At 72.0% G+C, this 21016-nt stretch carries 19 protein-coding genes; 9 read left to right on the top strand and 10 right to left on the bottom strand.

What is annotated here, in order from left to right; translation table 11 throughout:
- Nucleotides 1-32: 32 nt before the first annotated feature.
- Nucleotides 33-776, top strand: coding sequence for a DUF3105 domain-containing protein (locus tag AC3WRT_RS12630; RefSeq protein ID WP_492722365.1), 744 nt, complete (start codon nt 33-35; stop codon nt 774-776).
- Between the two features lie 69 nt (nt 777-845).
- On the top strand, nt 846-1280 hold the full coding sequence (locus AC3WRT_RS12625) for a nitroreductase family deazaflavin-dependent oxidoreductase (protein ID WP_492722364.1): 435 nt from the start codon (nt 846-848) through the stop codon (nt 1278-1280).
- Nucleotides 1281-1323: 43 nt separating this feature from the next.
- On the opposite strand, the gene AC3WRT_RS12620 is transcribed toward AC3WRT_RS12625, so the two are convergent.
- Nucleotides 1324-2286: a lysylphosphatidylglycerol synthase domain-containing protein gene (locus AC3WRT_RS12620; protein WP_492722362.1), complete on the bottom strand. Its 963-nt coding sequence runs from the start codon at nt 2284-2286 to the stop codon at nt 1324-1326.
- A 33-nt stretch (nt 2287-2319) separates the two neighbouring features.
- A complete protein-coding gene (locus AC3WRT_RS12615) occupies nt 2320-4428 on the bottom strand; it encodes a glycosyltransferase (protein ID WP_492722360.1) in 2109 nt (702 codons plus the stop codon).
- Nucleotides 4429-4552: 124 nt separating this feature from the next.
- Between AC3WRT_RS12615 and AC3WRT_RS12610 the strand changes: the two genes are divergently transcribed.
- From AC3WRT_RS12610 to AC3WRT_RS12595, 4 genes are read left to right on the top strand one after another with little or no spacing between them, the layout of a single operon-like run.
- Nucleotides 4553-5239, top strand: a complete 687-nt coding sequence (locus AC3WRT_RS12610) for a glycosyltransferase family 2 protein (protein WP_492722358.1) — start codon at nt 4553-4555, stop codon at nt 5237-5239.
- Nucleotides 5236-5664 carry a DUF2304 domain-containing protein gene (locus tag AC3WRT_RS12605; RefSeq protein ID WP_492722357.1) on the top strand — a complete coding sequence of 143 codons (429 nt, stop codon included), beginning with the start codon at nt 5236-5238 and terminating at the stop codon, nt 5662-5664. The genes AC3WRT_RS12610 and AC3WRT_RS12605 overlap by 4 nt, the downstream gene beginning before the upstream one ends.
- Nucleotides 5654-6886, top strand: coding sequence for an LCP family protein (locus AC3WRT_RS12600; RefSeq protein ID WP_492722356.1), 1233 nt, complete (start codon nt 5654-5656; stop codon nt 6884-6886). Before AC3WRT_RS12605 ends, AC3WRT_RS12600 begins: the two co-directional genes overlap by 11 nt.
- A 28-nt stretch (nt 6887-6914) precedes the next feature.
- The gene (locus tag AC3WRT_RS12595; protein ID WP_492722354.1) at nt 6915-7661 is read left to right on the top strand and encodes a TIGR03089 family protein; all 747 of its coding nucleotides are present in this window, start codon (nt 6915-6917) and stop codon (nt 7659-7661) included.
- Between the two features lie 4 nt (nt 7662-7665).
- Here the strand turns inward: AC3WRT_RS12595 and AC3WRT_RS12590 are convergent, their stop codons facing one another.
- Nucleotides 7666-9525, bottom strand: coding sequence for a peptidoglycan-binding domain-containing protein (locus AC3WRT_RS12590; protein ID WP_492722353.1), 1860 nt, complete (start codon nt 9523-9525; stop codon nt 7666-7668).
- A gap of 238 nt (nt 9526-9763) precedes the next feature.
- On the opposite strand from AC3WRT_RS12590, the gene AC3WRT_RS12585 reads away from it, so the two are divergent.
- Together AC3WRT_RS12585 and AC3WRT_RS12580 are read left to right on the top strand one after the other, a co-directional pair.
- A complete protein-coding gene (locus AC3WRT_RS12585; RefSeq protein WP_492722352.1) occupies nt 9764-10555 on the top strand; it encodes a CoA transferase subunit A in 792 nt (263 codons plus the stop codon).
- 2 nt (nt 10556-10557) lie between these two features.
- Nucleotides 10558-11193, top strand: a complete 636-nt coding sequence (locus tag AC3WRT_RS12580; protein WP_492722351.1) for a CoA transferase subunit B — start codon at nt 10558-10560, stop codon at nt 11191-11193.
- A 23-nt stretch (nt 11194-11216) separates the two neighbouring features.
- Here AC3WRT_RS12580 and AC3WRT_RS12575 read toward each other — a convergent pair whose 3' ends face one another.
- Nucleotides 11217-13547 carry an N-acetylmuramoyl-L-alanine amidase gene (locus AC3WRT_RS12575; RefSeq protein WP_492722349.1) on the bottom strand — a complete coding sequence of 777 codons (2331 nt, stop codon included), beginning with the start codon at nt 13545-13547 and terminating at the stop codon, nt 11217-11219.
- 182 nt (nt 13548-13729) lie between these two features.
- On the opposite strand from AC3WRT_RS12575, the gene AC3WRT_RS12570 reads away from it, so the two are divergent.
- Nucleotides 13730-16021, top strand: coding sequence for a hypothetical protein (locus AC3WRT_RS12570; protein ID WP_492722348.1), 2292 nt, complete (start codon nt 13730-13732; stop codon nt 16019-16021).
- Here the strand turns inward: AC3WRT_RS12570 and AC3WRT_RS12565 are convergent.
- From AC3WRT_RS12565 to AC3WRT_RS12540, 6 genes are all read right to left on the bottom strand, one after another.
- On the bottom strand, nt 16001-16969 hold the full coding sequence (locus AC3WRT_RS12565; protein WP_492722346.1) for an NAD-dependent epimerase/dehydratase family protein: 969 nt from the start codon (nt 16967-16969) through the stop codon (nt 16001-16003). The genes AC3WRT_RS12570 and AC3WRT_RS12565 overlap by 21 nt on opposite strands.
- A gap of 10 nt (nt 16970-16979) precedes the next feature.
- Entirely contained in the window at nt 16980-17996 is a 1017-nt protein-coding gene (locus AC3WRT_RS12560) for a glycosyltransferase (protein WP_492722344.1), read from the bottom strand.
- A gap of 36 nt (nt 17997-18032) precedes the next feature.
- On the bottom strand, nt 18033-18896 hold the full coding sequence (locus AC3WRT_RS12555) for a glycosyltransferase family 2 protein (protein WP_492722342.1): 864 nt from the start codon (nt 18894-18896) through the stop codon (nt 18033-18035).
- 3 nt (nt 18897-18899) lie between these two features.
- A complete protein-coding gene (locus AC3WRT_RS12550) occupies nt 18900-19475 on the bottom strand; it encodes a GtrA family protein (RefSeq protein WP_492722340.1) in 576 nt (191 codons plus the stop codon).
- Nucleotides 19476-19540: 65 nt separating this feature from the next.
- Nucleotides 19541-19942 (bottom strand): FAD synthase family protein, encoded by a 402-nt coding sequence (locus AC3WRT_RS12545; RefSeq protein WP_492722338.1) that lies wholly within the window; start codon nt 19940-19942, stop codon nt 19541-19543.
- Nucleotides 19943-20011: 69 nt separating this feature from the next.
- Nucleotides 20012-20983, bottom strand: a complete 972-nt coding sequence (locus AC3WRT_RS12540) for a glycosyltransferase (protein WP_492722337.1) — start codon at nt 20981-20983, stop codon at nt 20012-20014.
- Nucleotides 20984-21016 lie beyond the last annotated feature (33 nt).

Below are 21016 nucleotides of genomic sequence, written 5' to 3'. Positions count from 1 at the left end.
TCCCCGTCACAGCACGACAGGAACGAGGAACGATGGCCCGCGAGACGAGCCGAGACCGACGCGAGCGAGTGGCGCAGATGCAGGCCGACCAGAAGAAGGCCGAACGCCGGCGCCTCCTCGTCGTCATCGGCGCCTGCGTGGCCGTCATCGCCATCATCGCCGGGGCCGTCGCCTGGGCGATCATCGGGGAGCAGGGCAAGAAGGACGAGGCGATGGCCAACATCAGCGGCGACGTCGCCGCCGCCTCGTGCGACCCCGTCACCAACGACCCCGCGAGCGGCTCGAGCGACCACGTCGGCCCGGGCACCAACCAGCCCGACGTCTCGAAGATCGAGTACTCCACCGTCCCGCCGTCGAGCGGCAAGCACTTCGCCGTCCCGGCCGTCGACTCCCGCCGCGTCTACACCGTCGCCGACGCTCCGCAGATCGAGACCCTCGTGCACAACCTCGAGCACGGCTACACGATCCTCTGGTACGACCGCTCCGTCGAGAAGGAGCAGGCCGCCGCCTTCGAGGCGCTCGCCACGAAGGTGAACGCCATGAAGGAGTCGGCCAACAAGTTCCTGATCAGCCCGTGGGACCCCTCCTACGGCGCCTTCCCGGCCGGCAAGAAGTACGCCCTGTCGCACTGGTCGGCGGACGTCGACCCGGCCACCGGCAAGGTCGGCAAGCAGATGGGCCACCGCCAGCTGTGCGGCGGCCTGAACACAGCCGTCGTCGAGGACTTCGTCACGCAGCACCCGTGGAGCTCCGCTCCAGAGCCCGGCGCCGCCTGACCGCAGCACGCTTCCACAACGCCCCGCCCGGGGCCCGGTTGCGGTGAATGCCCGAGTTAGTCTGCAGTCATGGCGATCATGAACGAGTACGTCCCCAGCCCCAGCGAGTGGGTGCGCCAGCAGGTCGACACCATCGAGCGCACCGGCACCACCGACTCGGTCGACATCATGGGCCTGCCCGTGGTGCTCCTGACCATGCGCGGCGCGCGGACCGGCGCGATCCGCAAGGTGCCGCTCATGCGCGTCGAGCACGGCGGCTCCTTCGCAGCCGTGGCCAGCCAGGGCGGCGCCCCGACCCACCCGAAGTGGTACCACAACCTCCTCGCGCACCCCGACATCGACCTGCAGGCCGGCACCGAGACGTTCCCGGTCCTCGCCCGCGAGCTCAAGGGCGAGGAGCGGGAGCAGTGGTGGGAGCGGTGCGTCGCCGCCTTCCCGTCCTATGCGGAGTACCAGACCAAGACCGACCGCCTCATCCCGGTCTTCGTCCTCGAGCCCCGCTGAGCCGCCGCTGAGCCGTCGCTGAGCCGTCGCTGAGCCGTGCCGGTCAACGGCTCAGCTCACGCTCCTCGGCGGCGTGCCTCTCGGTGACGAGGTGGTGGCTTCGGGCATAGAGCCAGCCCCCGAGTGCGGCGACGACGTCGACGATCGTGACGATGAACCGCGACATGATCGCGACGGCGGCGGCGGCCGGGGTCGGGATCGCCGTCGAGAGGATGAGCGTGAGCAGCCCCTCGCGCGCGCCCAGACCCGCCGGGAGCACGATGGTGAGCATGCCGAGCGACACCGACAGTGCATAGCCGGTCATCGCGGCGCTGGTGAGGTCGGGGTGGGCCGTGCCGTCGGCCGAGACAGCGCGAGCCAGCAGCAGCGTGTGGACGCCGAAGGCGACCCACACCAGCAGGAAGATGCCGACAGCGCGCAGCACCGCCCCGGTCGACAGGTTCTGCTCGAGCGGCTCACGCCTGAGGGTGCGCAGCATCCGGTTGATGACGGCGTTGAGCAGCTGCGGCACGCACAGCACCACGAGGATCGGGACGCCGAGCAGCAGCCACCAGTCGAAGCCCGACGAGTTGCGGGTCAGGAGCAAGGACGCCGCCGGCAGCCCGACCAGAAGCCCGGTCAGCAGCGCCAGCCCTAGGGCGAGCAGCCCTGTCACCGCGGTGCGCCGGCGCGGGACCTTGAGGTGGCTGGCGATGTCGGCCTGCACGAGCACCGACCACAGCGAGCCGGGAAGGTACTTGCCGAGCTGACCGACGAAGTAGACCCCCGAGGCAGGAGCCGGGTGCAGGTCGGAGCCGAGGTCGCGCAGGAGGACCTTCCACCCGATCATGGTCAGCCAGGTGCCGATGGCCGCGGCGAGGCTCGACCACAGGAAGGTGACCCACGAGATCTGGTCGAGGTACGCCGACACGTCCGCCCAGTTGCGCACCACCGCGTAGACGACGGCGGCGAGCGTGATGACCGCGATGGCGACGCGGAGGACGGTGAGGATCTTCGAGCGGGTCATGTCCGCACCATCATCGCAGTGCCGGCCCCGTGATCAGCGCCGCCGCAGGCTCAACCGCACGAGGCCGTATGCGGCATCGTCGGCGCGGGCGCGCGACGCCGCCTCCCGCATCCGAGCGGTGACGTCGCCGTCCAGGTCTCCGACGAGCACGAAGCCGAGGTCGTGCGCCCGCGCCAGGAGGCCTCGCACGTCGGCGGGGCCGACCGCGCCCTCGGCGGCGCGGGGGCCGATGGGCACGGTGACGACGAGCAGCCCGCCCGAGCGCAGCGCCCAGGACGCCTGCTCCAGCACGTGGTCGACGTCGTCGGCGTCGCAGCCGTTCGGGTGGATGCGCACGATGACGTCGAGGGAGCCGGTGTCGACGTCGAGCGCCGCCACGCTGGGGTGCGACCCGGTGAAGTCGATCTCGACCGGCACGAAGCCGACGGCCCGGGCCCACCGCGACAGCACGGAACGGGTGCCGCCCTCGTCGACGATGACCGCGCTGCGGCGCCCGTCGTCGCGCACGCGCAGGATGGCGGCCAGGGCTCCGAGCGCCGCCCACGCCGACACGCTGTCGAGCGACCGGGGCAGACCGAGGATGCGGGACAGCCGGCGGGCGTCGTCGGCCTCGTCTGGCTCCCCCAGCACATCGGTGGCGAGGACCCAGTCGGGAAGATCGTCGGGGCGCAGCGAGACGAGGGGCCGCCGGGAGGCGACGGCCCGGGTCACTGCGCGCCGGGCCCGGCCTGCGACGGCGCGAGCCTCCGCACCCACGACCCGACCCACGCGTTCGAAGGCTTGGACCGGCCCGTGCCCCTCGGTCACAGGGTCGGCGCGAGTTGCGTCCCCGAAATCTGCGCTGCTGTCCCCGCTGTCCTCGGGGTCGTCAGGCCCGCTCGCGGCGAACAGCACGCTGTCGGCGACGGACAGCGCCTCGACGGTGCCGAGGTAGTGCGCCCACGGCCCGGAGAGGTCCGGCGTCTGGACGCCCTCCGCGAGGCGACGGCGCACGTCCGGGTCGCCCAGGCGACGCAGCGCGCCGACGAGCGCGCGCTCGTCGTCAGGCGGCACGAGGAGCCCGTTGACGCCGTCGACCACCTGCTGGGAGAAGGGCACGATGTCGGTGGCAAGGACGGGTAGCCCGTGCGCGTGCCCGAGGACGACGTTCTGGGACGCCGTCGCCGAACGGCACGGCAGGGCGAGGACGTCATGGTCGGCCAGCAGCGCGGCGAGGGCGTCGGCGGGGACGTGGCCGTCACGGATCTCCACGCGGCCGGCGAGCGCGGGGTCGGCGGCCAGCCGCGGGATGACATCGCGGTTGGCTCCCCAGATCTCGCCCGCGATGGTCAGGGTCACGTCGGGGACCGCGCGCATCGCCCGCAGCAGCACGTCGATGCCCTTGTGCTCGCGCGCGAGACCGACGGCGAGCAGCCGGGTCGGTCCAGGGCGGGGGCCCCGGTGGACGGGGTCGCCACCGGGCAGGTGCGGCGGCAGCTCGGCCTCCGAGACCCGGCGCGCGCCGAGGTCGTGGGCCACCCGCGCCTGGTCCGCGCTGTGGACGAGCACAGAGTCCACGCGGGAGAAGAGCAGGGACATCAGCCGGGTGTCGCCGACGTGCGGCTCGTGCGGCAGGACGTTGTGGCACACCACGACCGACTGCGGGCGTGGGCCGGCCGTACCGGGCACAGCGCCGGGCGTCGCACCGGCCGCCCGCAGCAGCGCCAGGTGGGCCGGGACGACGGCCGGCATGAGGTGGACGACGAGGATCGTGTCGACGTCGCGCAGCCGTCGCCCGGTGCGTACCCACGTGTCGGGTCGGGCCCAGCTGAGCGCGCGGATCGTCCGCGGGAACGGAGGCACCTCGGGTCCGCCGTCGGCCACCGTCGCGTCCGCCTGGTGCAGCCTCGAGGGGTAGAGGTGGGCCCACGACACGAGCGTGACGTCGTGCCCCGCGTCCGCCAGGTGGTGGGCCAGCATCGTCGTGTGCGCCGCGATGCCGCCCTGGTGCGGGTGCGTCGGTCCCACGATCGCGATCCGGAGCGCGGACGAGCCCGTCGAGGCGTCCGGCCGGGCCGAGACCTCGCCGCCCGGGGCTGCTGCCGGGGCCCCGGAAGAGTGCTGGCCCGGCGACCGGGAGTCCTGTGACAACGCGTCCGTCATGGTGGGACGACTCTAGTTCCCGGCGTATGCCGTCGGGCGGCCTCCGGTCGGCGCCTCGCGTGTCGTCGTCCCACCGCCGTGGCGCGTGGCCGGGCGAGACTCTCGGCGGCTCTACGCTGGGCAGATGCAGAACGAGGACGTGTGGCTGGTGGTGCCCCTCTACAACGAGGCGGCCGTCGTCGCCGACGTCGTGCACGAGGCCCGCAACGTCTTCCCCAACATCGTCTGCGTCGACGACGGCTCCCGGGACGACTCATCCGAACGCGCCGCGCAGGCGGGGGCGGCCGTGGTGCGCCACCCGGTCAACCTGGGTCAGGGCGCGGCCCTGCAGACCGGTTTCGCGTACGCGCTCGGGGACCCGGCCATGCGCTACGTGGTCACCTACGACGCCGACGGCCAGCACCAGATCCACGACGTGGAGGTGATGGTCGAGCGCATCCGGCGCGGCGACGTGCGCGTCGTGTTCGGCTCGCGCTTCCTGGACGAGCGCACCGAGGCGACCACGTCCAAGCGGCTGGTCCTGCGTGCGGCCGTGGCCTACACGAACGTCACCACCGGAACGCGCCTGACGGACGCCCACAACGGGCTGCGCGTCCTGCACCGCGACGTCGTGGAGCGCCTCGACATCACGCAGAACCGGATGGCCCATGCCTCCGAGATCGTCGCCCAGATCGGCTCGATGCGCTTCGAGGGCGCCCCGGTCGCCTACGCGGAGGAACCCGTGCACATTCTCTACACCGACTACTCGAGGGCCAAGGGCCAGTCGATCTGGAACGCCGTGAACATCCTCGCGGAGCTGATCTGGCGATGAGTCGGCAGAGCGTCATCCAGATCCTGCTCATCGCAGCGGTCCTCACGATCGCCTGGCGGCTGCTGATCGGCTCGGGGCAGCGCACGCAGGCGCTCCGACGGCTCGGGCTGCTGCTGCTGCTCGGACTGGTCATCTACTCGATCATCGACCCGAGCAAGACGTGGACCAACCTCGCCAAGGCGCTCGGGATCGGGCGTGGGGCCGACCTCATCCTCTACGGGCTCGTCGTCGCCTTCCTCGGCTTCGTCGTCACGACGTACAAGCGCTTCCGGGCGATGGAGACGCGCTACACGAGGTTGGCGCGCCGGATCGCCCTCGACGAGGCGATGCCGGCCACGCAGCACAGGCGGTCGACAGCGACACCTGAGAGACTGTCGGCCGATGTGACCCCGCACCCGAGCGTGAAGGCAGCCGATGCCGACTGATCCGAGCACTCCCCGCCGCCCCGGACGCGACGACGCGTACGTCGTCGACACCCGGCGCCGCCCCAAGCGGGCCGGCGGCCCCGTCGTCGCCTCGCGGCAGGAGGTTCGGGGCCGTGGGTCAGCTCTCGACGACGCCGCCGACGCCGTCCTCGTGGACACTCGCGACCGGCGGGGCGCACCGGCGGGGTCCGCTCGCCCGGCCGAGGTCCCACCCCGAAAGCCGCGCCGCCGCTGGCGCCGAGGACGTGTCGCGCTGGTCGCCCTGCTCGTCCTGCTGCTGGTGTGGGTCGGGTTCCTGGTCTGGGTGCCCCTGCAGGCCTGGGGCTCGGTCAACAAGGTCGACAACATCCCGGACGGCAACCGGCCCACCGACACCTCGGGCTACAACTACCTGCTCGTGGGGTCCGACAGCCGCGAGGGCCTGACCAAGGCGCAGCGCAAGAAGTACGCCACCGGCAACGCCGCGGGCAACCGCACCGACACGATCATGCTCGTGCACGTCTCGGAGAGCGGCGGCAAGCCGGTCATGGTCTCCCTCCCCCGCGACTCCTACGTCCCCGTCCCCGGGCACGGCTCCAACAAGATCAACGCCGCCTACTCCATCGGCGGTCCCAAGCTGCTGACCGAGACGGTCGAGCAGGCCACCGGCATCCACGTGGACGGCTACGTCGAGATCGGGCTCGGTGGCTTCGCCGCGGTCGTCGACAGCGTCGACGGCGTCAACCTGTGCGTGCCTCGCGACATGGTCGACAAGAAGGCGGGCATCGACCTGAAGAAGGGCTGCCAGACGCTCAACGGTGGCAACGCCCTCGGCTACGTCCGGTCCCGCTACGAGGACCCGCTCGGTGACATCGGCCGCGCCGCGCGCCAGCGCCAGTTCCTCGGGGCGCTCATGAAGAAGGCCGCGACGCCCTCGACCGTGCTGGTTCCGTGGCGCTACAAGAGCTTCGCCGACGCCTCGGCGGCCGGGCTGGCCGTCGGCACCCAGACCGGCATCATGGACGCCGTCCGCGTCCTGCAGGCGATGCGCGCGGTCAGCAACGACGAGGGCCTCTCGCTCTCGGTGCCCACCGCCGACCTCTCCTACCGCACGAGCGCCGGCGCCCTGGCGGTCAAGTGGGACACCGTGCGGGCCAAGGCCCTCTTCACGGCGCTCAAGAACGACGAGCCGCTCACGGAGCCCCCGCCCGGCACCACCGTCGAGGGAGCGAAGAACAGCTGATGCGACGCCGAACCACCGGAGGCCCCCCGTGACCGCCTCCTTGCTGCCCCGCGACGTCCTGGCTCGCATGGTTGCCTCGGATCCGGGACGCCCCCGGCTCACGTGGTACGACGACGAGCCCGGTCCGACCGCCGGCGAACGGATCGAGCTGAGCGCCCGCGTCCTCGCCAACTGGGTGTCCAAGGCAGCGAACCTGCTGCAGGACGACGCAGCCGCCGGGCCGGGCACGACGGTGGGGCTCGACCTGCCCGCGCACTGGCGCTCGCTCTACTGGGCGCTCGCAACGTGGTCGGTGGGCGGCTCTGTCGTCGTCGGGGACGCTGCCGCCGGGGCTGACGTGCTCGTGACCGACTCCCCCGTAGCTGCGGCCGGCCACGGGGGCGACGCCGTCCTCGTGTCGCTGCCCGCGCTGGCCCGCAGCCACCCCGAGGCGGCCTCGGCGCCGGGCGCCGTCGACGAGGCCCGCGAGCTGGCGACCCACGGCGACATCTTCTCGCCGATGTCCGACCCGGAGCCGGGCGACGTGGCGGTGGCGGGGACCGGCCGCGACACGGCATACGGCGACGTCGTCGTGAGCCAGCCGGCGTGGGGTGCGAGCCCCCGGGTGGCGCTGCAGGGCCCTCTCGAGACGGTGCTGCGTCGGGCCCTCTCGGCGTGGGCCGCCGACGGCTCGGTTGTCCTGCTCCGAGGTCCGCGCGGCGACCTCGTCCAGCGGTTCGACTCCGAGGGCGTCACGGTGGACGCCCGCGACGAGACCGACTCCCTGCCCGCCTGAGGCCTCAGGCCGACAGCCGGTCGAAGAGCGACCACGTGCGCGAGGCGACCACGCCGGTGCTCGCCAGACCGGCGCGGGCCTGAGCCGCCTTGACGGCCTCGCGGGTTGCGAGGTCGAAGACGCCCGTCTGGCGCACCCCCAGCAGCCGCTGGACCGCGAGCACCTGGGCGCCGGTGTCGCCGGCGCGCAGCACGGTCGAGCGGTCGGTGACGAACGGGAAGTCACGCGCCTCGAGCACGTCCCACAGCTCCGGCGTCACGACTCCGGTCTGCGGCAGCGCCAGCGAGCGCTGCAGCGACACGACCTTGTCGCGCGTGACCGCGCCGAAGACGCCGTCGACGGCGACGCCGCCCAGCGCCCGCTGCAGCACCCGCACGGCCGCGCCCCGTGAGCCGTCCCCGAGCGTCAGGCTCTTGTACGCGGTATAGCTCGTCCCGACGTCGACGCTGGCCACCGCAGGGCTGGTGCGTGACGACGTGCTCGCGTAGGCGGTCATGGGTTGGTCCTTCCCGGTGGGAAACGAGGCCTTGCCGGCGGTCGCGGTGACGCTGGCGGTGGCCGACCAGCCGCGCATGTAGAGCGCCTGCTGGGTCCTCGAGTCGGCGACGCCCGTCTGCGCGAGCCCGGCGAAGCGCTGGTAGGCGACCACGCGGGCTTGGGTCAGCGTGCCGTAGTAGCCGGTGGTCGGCAACGAGCCCAGCCTGGCCTGCAGCGTCTTCACCGCGGCCGAGGTCATGCCGAAGGTCAGGGTCGGGTAGGTCGTCGTGGAGGGCCCGGCCGCGGTGCCGGTCCAGCCGCGCACCCAGAGCCGCGCCTGCGTCACGGGGTCGGCCACTCCCGTCTGCGGCAGCCCCACGAATTTCTGGTATGCCGCCACGCGGGCCTTGGTCAGAGTGCCGTAGTAGCCCGTGGTCGGCAGCGAGCCCAGCTTGGCCTGGAGCGTCTTGACCGCGGCCCACGTCGTGCCGTAGCCCAGTGTCGGGTACGCGGCGGTGACGCTCTTCCAGCCGCGCCCGGCGAGGATCTCCTGCGTGCGCAGGTCAGCCGCGCCGGTGCGCGGCAGTCCGACGAAGGCCTGGTAGGCGACCACGCGGGCCTTGGTCTGGTCGCCGAAGTAGCCGGTGGCCGGCAGGTTGGAGAGCCTGACCTGCAGCTGGCGCACGGCCTCGGACCGCATGCCGAAGGAGAGCACGACCGGCTTGGCCGGCACGGGTGTCGTGGGCGTGGAGGGCGTCGTCGGCGGCGTGGTGGGCAGCGTCGAGCCGGCCCGAGGGAGCGAGGTGAGGTAGGTCTTCGTCGGTACCCCGGTCCACCAGGACGTGCGGCCCGCGGCACCGTCGTAGTTGAAGCTGAAGTGGATGTGGTCGGTGTGGGGCGAGCTGCCGTAGTACGGCGCCCAGCCGCGCTCCGTGGCGTAGGACCGCCACATCTTCCGGTTGTGGATGATGTACATGATCCCGAACCGGCGCGCCATGGCGCCCTTCACGCCGTTCTCGTCCGGGCCCGTCAGCCACGGCAGCACCGACTGCGCCACCGCCTCCTGCGACGGGTTGTCGACGTTGAGCATCCAGTCCCAGGCTCGCCCGTCGTAGTGCTCCGACGGGCCGCTGCCGCAGGTGCGACCGATCAGTCCCGTCGATCCCATCCCGTAGTGCGAGGTCATCAGACGGGCAAAGGAGAGCACGCCCGGCCGCGCCACGGGGTCGCAGATCGTCTGCGCCTGGTAGGGCACGTAGACGTCGAGCCCGCTCGGCAGCGTCCGGGTCGGCGGCGCCTGCACGGCCGCGGCCGGTGCGACCGCGAGCGGCACGGTGAGGGCGGGAAGAGCGAGGACGAGGCCCAGCGGGCGTCGGCGCAGGGCCATGGGTGTTCCTCTGGTCAGCGTGGGTCGATGTTTACTCCCGCACCATTTATGCACTCCAGTCACAGCCATCACAAGCCAGTCGGTTGAATTACAAACCTGTTCTTCGCGAGGGACCACCGGACGAGGCGTCGGTCCTCCGCTCAGCCCCCGGCATACGTGCTCGGCGACCATGGAAGCGGCGATCCTGTGGCGCGGCCCCACGGCACGGGGCGCCCCAGGCGCGGATAGAGTCCGCCCCATGGACAAAGTCGTCTCCACACCACAGGAGGCCATCGCCGGGATCCGCGACGGAATGTCGCTCTCGGTCGGTGGTTTCGGCCTCTGCGGCATCCCCTCCGTTCTCATCGCGGCGATCCACGACGCCGGCCTGACCGACCTCGAGGCCGTCTCCAACAACTGCGGCGTCGACGACTGGGGGCTCGGTGTCCTCTTGCGGGACAGAAGGATCCGCCGCATGGTCAGCTCCTACGTCGGCGAGAACAAGGAGTTCGAGCGGCAGTACCTCTCCGGCGAGCTCGAGGTGGAGCTGACACCCCAGGGCACCCTGGCCGAACGGCTGCGAGCCGGAGGCTCCGGCATCGCGGCGTTCTTCACCATGACCGGGGTCGGCACCCAGATCGCCGAGGGCGGGCTGCCCTGGCGCTACGACGCCTCAGGCGGCGTGGCCGTCGCGTCCCCGCCCAAGCAGACCCAGGACTTCGAGTGGATGGGCGAGCGGCACACGTTCGTCCTCGAGCAGGCCATCACCACGGACTTCGGGCTCGTGCGCGCCGCCAAGGGCGACCGCCACGGGAACCTCGTCTTCAACCGGTCTGCCCGCAACTTCAACCCACTGTGCGCCATGGCCGGCCGCACCACAGTCGCCGAGGTCGAGCAGCTCGTCGAACCCGGCGACCTCGACCCCGACGAGATCCACCTGCCCGGCATCTTCGTGCAACGCGTGCTCCCGCTCACGCCGGAGCAGGCAGCCGAGAAGCGCATCGAGCGCCGCACCGTGCGCCCTCGCCCGACGACCGACAAGGAGGCCTGAGCATGGCCCTGACCCGTGAGCAGATGGCCGCGCGCGCCGCGGCGGAGCTGTCCGACGGCTCCTACGTCAACCTCGGCATCGGCCTGCCGACCCTCGTGCCCAACTACGTGCCCGACGACGTCGAGATCGTGCTGCAGTCCGAGAACGGGATCCTCGGTGTGGGCGCCTACCCCTTCGACGGCGACGAGGACCCCGACCTCATCAACGCCGGCAAGGAGACCGTCACCCTGCGCAAGGGAGCGGCGTTCTTCGACTCGGCCACGAGCTTCGGGATGATCCGCGGCGGCAAGGTGGACGCCGCCATTCTCGGCGCCATGCAGGTGTCGCAGGGCGGCGACATCGCCAACTGGATGATCCCCGGCAAGATGGTCAAGGGCATGGGCGGGGCCATGGACCTCGTGCACGGTGCCAAGAAGGTCATCGTCCTGATGGAGCACAACGCCAGGGACGGCGCCTACAAGATCGTCAAGGAGTGCTCCCTGCCCTACACCGGCCGGGGCGTCGTGCAGCGCATCATCACCGACCTGTGCGTCCTCGACGTCACGGAGTCGGGTCTCGTGCTGCGCGAACTCGCGCCGGGCGTCACCGTGAACGAGGTCCGCGACCGCACCGAGCCAGATCTGACCGTCGGCATCTGAACCTTCCTTCGGGCCGGACCGGTTCAGCCCCCGTAGTGGCCCATCAGGTCGGCGATGACGTGGACCGCGCCCGAGGTGCTGACCATCGAGACGCTCGCGGCCCGGATCCCCGTGACGGCGAGGCCCGAGACGGCTCGACCGGGGGTGACGTTGAGGTTGGAGGTGGCCGGTTGCGGTGACCCGGTCGGGTAGACCGTGACCGCCGTCGGCAGGGTGGCGCCCGTGCCGGACAGCGACAGCGCGACACCGCTCGCGGAGGATGGCACCCCGTCCACCGGCACCGCGAGGGCCCGACCGGCCTTCAGCGGCCCGTAGGGCGCGGACCAGCCGTACCTCGTGTCGAGCACCCGTCGGGGGCTGACAGGCGTGAAGCGCGAGCCGCTCCCCGAGACGAAGGCGCCTGCGAGGTCGGCGACGACGTGGGTCGGGGCCGAGGCGTAGATCGTGACGGTGCCCCCGGGCCCCACCGGCACCGTCGCGAGGTTGGCGACGTTCTGCCCGCTGACGAAGTTGACGTTCGAGGTGGACGGCCGCGCCGCCGACCCCGCGTAGGCGGTCAGGTAGCCCGCTCCCTGGGTCCCGGTCGCGGTGAGGGTGAGGTTGACGGCCCGGGTGCCGGCGGGCAGTCCGGGGAGGGCGAGCGTCAGTGGACGGGCGGGCTCGACCCGCCGGGCCGGCGCGCCCACCCCCGATCGCGTGTCGAGCACCCGCCGGAAGCTGCCCACCAGCCCGGCCGAGGCCCCCGTCGAGTAGTAGCCGGCGAGGTCCGCGACGAGATGGACGTCGCCGGAGGCGTTGCGCAGCGTCAGCGAGCCGCCGGAGCCTACTCCGACCGTGACCGCGGCCGCTGTGGTGATACCGGGCCCGGTGTTGAGCATGGAGGAGCTGCCCGGTGTCTGCCCGGCCGGGAACGCGGCGACGGACGTCGGGCGCGTGGCCCCCGTCGTGGTCACGTTGAGGGTCACCGCCGTGGCGTCGGAGGGCAGGCCGGGCGGCCGGAAGGTGAGGGACCCACCGGGACCGACGGGCGTGCGCGGGGCACCCAGGCCGCTCCGAGTGTCGAGGAAGCGGCGGGCCGTCACCGGTGTGTACTTCCCGGGCCGGCCGACGTACTGGCTCGTGGCCCACTGCGACGCCGCCGAGGAGCGGATCCCCGACACCTGGGGGTATGCCGCGTCGCCGGGGCACGAGGTGAGGGCGAGGTCGAGATGCCCCATGACCCGGGGCTTGCTCACGCGTACCCCTGCGTCGTAGCGGGTGCTGCCGGCCGAGGTCAGGGTGACCGACGCGGAGGGGTTGAAGGCGCTGCGGTCCGCCTGCCAGGCGATGACCCGCGCCAGCGACGTGCGGACCGCGCTGGGGAAGGCCGAGGAGGTGAAGTCGCCGATGACGGAGACCCCGAACGTCTGCTGGTTGAAGCCGCCCGCCTGGGCGCCCATGGTGAAGCCACTGATGCTGCCCTTGCGACCCTCGTAGATGCGCCCGAACCGGTCGACGAGGAAGTTGTACCCGATGTCGCACCAGCCGCGGCTCTGGGTGTGGAAGGCGAAGATGCCCCGCATCAGTGCCGGCGCCTGCGCGGACGTGTAGTCGTTGGCGTTGACGGTGTGGTGCACCACGGCCGCCTTGAACCCTGCGAGCCGGTCGGGCTGGCACGGCATCAGGCTCTCGTCGGCGCCCCAGGCGCTGCGCGGCACGACGGAGGGAGCACCGACGGACGCTGTGGAGCTCTCGGTGGCCGCGGCGTCGGCCCTGGACGTGGTCGTCGCGGCGCGGGCGGCGTCGACGACGGTCACGGCGAGGTCCGGCGGCACGGAGCCGTCACGGGTGGAGACCCGGACGTCCACGCCGTCGGATCCCGCCGCCGTGAGGGGCACCGAGCCGGGCTTCTGGCGGCGTGCCTCGCTGGAGCCGGGGTCGGGGCCGTCGTCGGAGTCGAGCTCGAGCGGGAGCCACGGGCCCCAACCCCCGGAGGTGCGGGTGCGCACCTCCACGCCCATGCCGTCAGGCGCCGGCCCCGAGAAGGTGACCCCCGCGACGTCGAAGGGGATGCCCACCTCCGTGGTGGCCGCAGCGATCGGGTCGCCGGAGGACGAGACCCCGGCACGTTTGCCGGCGGGCACAGCAGGGATCGCCAGGCGGGTCAGGTGGCTCGACGACGCCGGTGCGGAGGCCGACGGGGTCGCGCTGCCCGGGACCGCAGTCCCGGCCGCCGCGGCCGCGCCGGGGACGAGCGACCCGAGCGCGACGATGACCAGGCCCACCGTGCTGCCCCACCCCCTGAGCCGCCGCGTGTCCGGGCGCCCCGGGCTCGCAGGTCGACGTGTGGACGGGTCGGGCGCGAGCGACGGCATACGGGATCCTCTTGCAACGATGGACGTGTCCGGTTCATCACCATATGTCTTCCCGGTGATCGCCGCTCCCCCGCCGACGCACTACGCTGACCGGGTGGTCGGCGCCCTCGGGCGGTCGTGGTGCTCGGCGTCACGGCGATCCCGGCCGAACCGACGACCGACAGCCAAGGAGTGGGTGGGACGTGCCCCGGACGACGACCGGCGATCGATCCAGAGGCCGCCTGTGGGCCCTGCTGACGCTCGTCACCGCCGTCGTGGCAGCGCTCGTCCCGCTCGTCCACGAACGGCGCTACTACTTCTTCGGTGACACCCAGATCGGCGCCTTCGGCCAGTGGTACCACCTGGGCCAGCAGCTCCGCTCCGGGCACTGGCCGCTCTTCGACCCCCAGGTCTGGGCGGCCGGCAACTTCGTGGCCGAGGGCCAGTGGGGACTGTTCAGCCCGCTGACCGCGGTCATCGGCCTGCTCGCCACCGTGACGCCGAACGCCGTCGTCTTCGCGACGGCCGTCAAGATCGCCCTGCTGGCCGCCGGGTCGGTCGGCACCTACGCGCTCGCCCGCTCCTACCGGGCCAGCCCACCGGCCGCGTTCGTGGCGGGCGCCGCCTCGGGCCTCGGGGGCGCCACGCTCTACCTCGAGTCGCCCTCGTGGGTGACCGGCCAGATGGTGTGGGCCCTGCTGCCGCTCTTCTGGTGGCAGCTGCGACGGGTGGCCGTTCCCCTCGCGGAGCGCCCCGACGGCGTGCTGCGCTGGGCGAGCCCTGCCGCGGTGCTGACTCTCGGGTGGCTCATCGTGGCGGTCGGTTACGTCTACGGCACCCTCTACATCGTGCTGGTCGGCGTGGCGACGATCATCGACGGTGGCCTCGCCCGACAGTGGGCAGGGGTGCGGCGTGTCGTGCTGGTCGGCGCGATCTGCGGGCTGCTCGCGGTGACCGTCTACCTCCCCGGTGTGCTCACCGCGCCGGTGACGACGCGGCTCGGCTTCGAGATCATCAGCGACGGCCGGCTGCAGGGCACCGTGTCCGGCGTCCTCACCTCGATGCTGCCCTTCACCGACGACACCCAGCCCACCGCCTACATCGCGTGGTTCCTGCCGCTGCTGCTGTGGGTCAGGCTCGACCGGCTGCGCGCCGTCGCCCGCGAGCTCGTCGGGCTGCTCCTCGTGCTGCTCGTCATGCTGATGTGGCTGCTCGGCCCCAACCAGGTCGGACCCATCCGTTGGCCGATGCGAGTCCTGCCCATCGTCACCCTCGTCATGGTCCTCAGCGTGATGATCGTGCTGTCCCGAGCCGGCGTGAGCCGACCCTCCGTGGGCCGGCTGGTGACCGCCGTCGGGGTCGCGCTGGTCGCCGGCTACCTGACCGTCTCGCGCTCGTGGGAGTCCCGGTCGGTCATCGCGCTCGGTACGGCCCTCGTCGTCGTCGGCCTGGTCGCGACCTGGGCCGTCCTGCGCGTGCGCAGCCGGAGCCCCCTGCTGCGCCCCGACCGGCGCACCACCACCGCGCTGGCCTTCGTCGCCGTCTGGAGCGTCGTGGTCCTCGCCGTCCAGCACCAGCAGTTCCCGGCGCCGTCGTCGGCGGACCGGCACATGCCCGCTGCCGTCAGTGCCTATGCGCGGCCCGCCTCGGCGGCGCAGGGTGACACCGTCGTCGTCGGCAACATCGAGAAGGTGCTCGTCGCGGAGCCGGCCGCCAGTCACGACTTCCTGATGGCCAACTCCTGGTACCTCAGCCCCCGCCCCGTCCAGAGCACCTACACGACCATCGGCTACGAGACGTACACCAAGCGCTTCTGCGTGCTGTACAGCGGCAACCTGTGCCCCCGCGGCCTTGCCGCGCTGTTCCAGACCGACCCCGGCACCGGTGCCGTCCGCGCCGACCTGCTCTCCGTCAGCACCGTGCAGCTGCTGCGCAAGGACTTCAGCGCCAACCGCCTTGACAACCCCCCGGTCGGCTGGCGCGTCGCCTACCGCAGCCAGTACGCCGTCACGTGGGTCCGCGACCGGGTCCTGCCCCCGGCGGGTGGGGTCACCTGGACCTCGGATGGTGTCGCGGTCACCCAGAACAGCCGGGACGAGCGCTCCGTCACCTTCACGGTGGACCGGGTCCCGGCCGGCGGAGGTCGCGTCGTGCTGAGCCGTCTCCAGTGGCCGGGCTACACCATCGCAGGCGCCACGCTGGCCGACCCGACCGACGGCTACCTGCTGACCGTCTCGGTGCCGCCGACGGCTGCCGGCCATGAGGTGACGGTGTCGTTCAGCCCGCCCGGCTGGCCCGTCGAGCTGGGGTGCCTCCTCGTTGCAGCGGTGCTGGCGGTCGCCTGGCTCGTGGTCGCGGCCCTGCGGCGACGTCGCGCATCCGCTGCCGCGGCACTCCCGGGCGCGCCGGAACCGGAGCCGGAACCAGAGGCCGGGCTCGAGCCGGACCAGCGCCCCACGGGCAAGGACGACCGCTCAGTCGACGCGGTGCTGTAACCGGGCCTGCAGATCCTGCAGCGTCGCCGAGACCCCGGCAGGGAACGTCGTCAACGTCCGCCGGTCGATCTCGGGCCAGACGTGCGAGGTGAGACTGAGGTCGCGTGACTGCAGCGCGGAGACCGGCGAGGCACCGAGCACGATCGTCGGGCGACGGCGGAAGATCCGTCGGAGCTCGGCGATCACCGCCCCGATCGTGATCGCCCGTTGCGTCGCAAGGACCTTGGTGACGACCAGCTCTTCGTCGATGCCCTGGCGGCCCCGTTCCGACCGGGCGCGGTCAAGGCAGTCCAGCACCATCTGGGCGCAGTCGGGTGCGTAGATGTAGTCGCGCAGCGTGTCGAGCGACACCCAGATCGACAGGGGTCGACGCTCGAGGTGGGCCGCACACAGCTGGGACACGAGCCCCTGCGGCTTGGCGAGGTTCTGCCCGGGACCGTAGAGGTTGGCGATGCGTCCGATGACGACCGGCGTTCCCCGCCCGGCCCACCTCGCGACGGTCGCCTCGGCGCGCAGCTTGGCCCAGCCGTAGTCCGCCAACGGCCGCGTCGGCGAGAACTCGTCGTATGGCGAGGCCGCGGCCCCGGCATACACGCCACCGGCCGACGACGCGAGGAAGAAGGCGCCTCGTGCCATCTGGGCACGTGGCCCCTCGAGCCCGCGCAGGGCAGCGACCAACAGGCCGTGCTCGGTCTCGAAGGACTCCGCCGAGGTGCCGGTGACTCCGGCCCCTGCGCACCACACCACCTGCCACGGGCGGTCGCCGGCAGTGCGCAGCAGCCGGGCAGCCGTCTCGAGCAGCACGCGATCGGCCTCGACCGGGTCGGCCCAGGGGATCGTCGGAGCGTCGAAGCGGAGCGCACGGCCCCGGAGGGCGGCCACCACGTGCTGACCGAGGAGCCCACCAGCCCCGACGACCCAGGTGAGCGGAGCCGAGTCGTCGCTCATCGCCTGCTGGTCATCGGGACCCGGGTCGACGGCCCAGCGGGCCGCTCTTCGGGTCGCTGATGATGAGGTACGGCGGCTTGCCCATGGCCATCCCCACGGCCACCCCGATGTACTCGGCGATGATGCCGAGGGAGAAGAGGATCGCGCCGGTGCTCAGCAGGACGGCCACCATGTTGGAGGTCCACCCCTCGGGGGTGGGACGGCCCATGGTCGAGGACAGCACGAGGTAGAGCGCGAAGAGCACGCCCGCGAGCCCGAAGACGACCCCCAGCGCGCTGACCACCCGCAGTCCTCGCGTACCGCTCGAGAGGACCAGTCGCCAGAAGTGCGAGAGCAGGCGACGCATGCTGTAGCCGGAAGGGCGGCCGCCCTCCTCGCGCAGCTCGATGTCGACGTGCGAGATGCGGCCCACGACCCAGCCCAGCGCCACGTCGAGGTAGACGCCCGCTCCGGCATACGCCGCCACGCTGCGTCCCAGCTCACCCAGCACGAGCCGGTAGCTCTGGAAGGTCTGCACGGCGCCACCGGCCAGGAAGCTGGCGAAGACCCACTTGGCCCCCCTGGAGGCGAGGTTGCGCACGACCCCGTGCGGCGGCTCGTTGGTGGGCTCGGCATAGACCAGGTGGGCGTTCTCGCGGAGGGCCACGTCGAGGAAGCGCCCGATGTCGGCGGGGTCGTGCTGGCCGTCCTCGTCGAGGGTGACGATCCAGTCCCCGCTGCTCGAGGCCATGCCGGCCAGCGTCGCCGGGTGCTGGCCGTAGTTGCGGCTCAACCAGATCGGGCGCACGAAGGGGTGCTCTGCCGCGAGCGCCGCGATGGTGTCCGCGGATGCGTCGGGGCCGTTGTCGTGGACGAGTAGCCACTCGGTGAGCTCCCAGCGGTGGCCGTCGGGACTCACCTGCTCGCCGCCGAGCGCCAGCATCTCCTTGGCCAGGCCGGGAAGCGTCAGCTCACCCTTGTAGACCGGTGTGACCACCGAGATCCGGTGCAGGCGATCGGACTGCAGAGCAGGCGTGGGGTCTGACACGCTACGAGACTAAGGGATCGGCCGACAGTGGCTGACTCAGGCCCCGACCTGGTCGCGCGTCGGGGTGGGCGGCGTCATCTTGTGACCGAGCCAGATGTAGGCGAGACGACGGACGTATGCCATCGCCCGGGCCAGGTTGTCACCGCGCAGCAGGTCGGCCCGCGAGAGGAGCCCCGGGTTGTCGGCGGCCAGGCGGTGGTGGAAGCGCACGACCTGGTCGGACTGCTGGCGAGCGAGGTCCACGCTCCACTGCGAGGCGCTGAGCCGGAAGCTGGCGAGCGACTCGGGAACGGCGAAGAAGTCCCCGAGCATGAGGACGTTGCAGAACGTCTGCTGGTCGATGACGTAGGGCTCGGTGTCGGCCCAGCCACCGGCACGCTCGAAGGCGTCGCGCCGCAGGAGAACGCACGCCGGCTCACCGAAGATGTTCGAGCCGACGATGACCGCACGACGGGCCGCGACACGGCCCGGCTGGACGCCTGTCAGGCCGGCGAGGCCGCGCGCCTGGGCGACGGTGCTGCCGTGGGCGTCGATGAGGGTGCGCCGGCAGGAGGAGAGCACGACCTGGGGACTGGCCACCATCGCGGCGACCTGCAGCTCGAGGCAGCGCGGGTCGATGAGGTCGTCACCGCAGACGAGCTTGATGAACTCACCGGTGGCCTCGCGGGTCACCCGCGACCAGTTGGCGGGCGCGCCACCCCCGGCGGGGGTCTGCATGAGGCGGACGCGGGGGTCGTCGGCGTAACGCTGGATCCGCTGCCAGGTGTCGTCGGTGCTGGAGTGGTCGGCGACGAGCAGCTCGAAGTCGGTGAAGGTCTGGGCCAGGATCGAGTCGAGGGTGGCCTCGATGAAGTCGGCGTTGTTGTAGGCGGGAACGACGACGGACACGGTCGGGGGCACTGCTCACTTCTCCTTGGCTGGGGTGGACGGCTCGGTCGGCGTTGCGGGCTCGCTCGGCGTAACAAGCTCGGACGGCTGGGGTCGGCGGAACGAGTAGCGGTTGTGCCCGACCCAGCTGAACAGCGTCGTGACCAACGTGATGAGGCACTGGGACGGGAACGCCGGCCAGTGGAACAGGTGCACCATCACCCAGAGCAGCACGAGGTTGACGGCGAACGCGCTGAGGTAGACCGTGCTGAAGCGAGCGAGGTCGCGCGAGACGTTGCCGTGGACCTTGAAGACGATCCTGCGGTAGAGGACGAAGGCGCAGAGGATCGAGAAGACGTAGGTGATGACGAGCGCCGGGTAGTGCCCGTAGCCGTTCCACTTCGTGCCGAGCAGCGAGTCGAAGAGCAGGAACCAGAGGGTGCCGATGGCCGTGTTGAGGCCGCCGACGAAGAGGAAGGCCACCCGCCTGTCCTTGATCACCCGCAGCAGGAGGCCGTCCTCACCGCTGACACCGGGAGGAGCCTCGCCGCTTCGGGTCCCGGGGTCACCTGCGACGCTGGCGGCGCGGTGCTGATCCGGGACCTTGGGCATCCGACGATGCTACTGGCAGCGCCTGCACGCGACCCAATCCGTGGGTCGCGGCGCGTGTCCAGCGGTCAGGAGAGCCCGGAGATGTGCTCGATCAGGCCGGTCGTGGAGACCGAGGGGGTGCGCGGGAGGTAGATCACGTCGCAGACGTCCTTGACCCAGTCGAACCGTCCGGCCCAGTCGTCACCCATCACGAGGACGTCGGCGCGGTGCTCGACGATGTAGTCGCGCTTCTTCTCCAGCGACTCCTCGAGGAAGACCTCGTCGACGACCCGGAGGCTGCCGATGATCTCGCGTCGCTCGTCCTCGTTGAAGACCGGTGCGCGCCCCTTCTTGGAGAGGTTGAGCGCGTCCGAGGACACCCCCACGACGAGGCGGTCGCCAAGCTCCGCCGCGCGTTGCAGCACCCGGACGTGCCCGACGTGGAAGACGTCGAAGGTGCCGAACGTGATGACGGTCCGTTGGGACACGAGTCTCCTCCTGAGGGGTGGGCCGGGCGTTGGCCGAGGTGTGCGCCGACCGGCTCAGAGGCTACCGCCTCAGCGGTGGGCGACCGAGTCGGAGGCGCAGAGGGCTCGGGTGGCAGCGTCCGCCAAGGTGGTGTCGACCAGTCCCTCCCCATCGCTGACGACACCGCCGTGCAGGACGGCGTCCGCGATCTCGCGGGCATCGAGGCCCGAGAGCTCGACACCTCGTGGTCGCGGTGACGTGCCGCTCGCGACGACGCGGGCGCCCATCGCGAGGGCCTCGCGCACGATGATCGAGTCGCCGTCCCAGCTCGTCGGCCGCAGCAGGATGCCGGCGGCGGCCAGCAGGCCGGTGACCTCCTCGGCCGGACGGTCGAACCGCAGGTCGACCCACTCGATGCCGGCCACGTCGGCCCGGAGCCTCGCCAGCTCGGGTCCCTGGTGTCCGTAGGCGAGCAGACGCAGGGTGGCGTCCGGCCACTGCTCTCGGACGAGGCGCGAGGCCTCGACCCCGAGCTGGGCGTTGTAGTGCGCCAGGCCGGAGTTGGTGGCCAGGACCAGGGCGTGCGGGTCCCGCGGTCCGGTCTCCCCTGCGGCGACGGCACGCGGGTCGAACGGCGTCACCACGGTGGTGCGTGCAGCCAGGCCGGCCGGGAGGGCGTCCCGGATGGCGTCGCTGACGGCCCAGATCTCGTCGAAGGCCCGCAGCGCCTGCAGCACGAGCCGGCGGCGACGGTTCGTCATCGCCGAGAGCTGGCTCGCGGTCGAGCCCGAGTGCAGCACCAGTGCAGTGCGTCCCGGCAGGACCGCGAACACCGGCGCGAGCAGGGCCGCGCGGCGCAGCTTGGTGATGTGCAGGACGTGCAGGGAGCCGCGCCTGAGCAGTGACGGCACACCGCGCGCCGCGCGCCGGGCCGAGCCGGTGTCGAGGTAGCTCACCTCGTGGCCCGACGCCCTCAGCACCTCGGTCATCTGGCTGTGGCTGGTCATGACGCCCCCGAGCTCCCCGTGCTCCTGCGCCCACTGGACGACCCGGGCGCGCACCCGCGGCTCCCGGCCGCCTGCCGCTCCTTTCGG

Source organism: Terrabacter sp. FW104-15G4B, assembly GCF_058790095.1.
The sequence above is the reverse complement of the archived record's forward strand: the minus strand, read 5'-3'. Positions and strand labels throughout refer to the sequence as shown.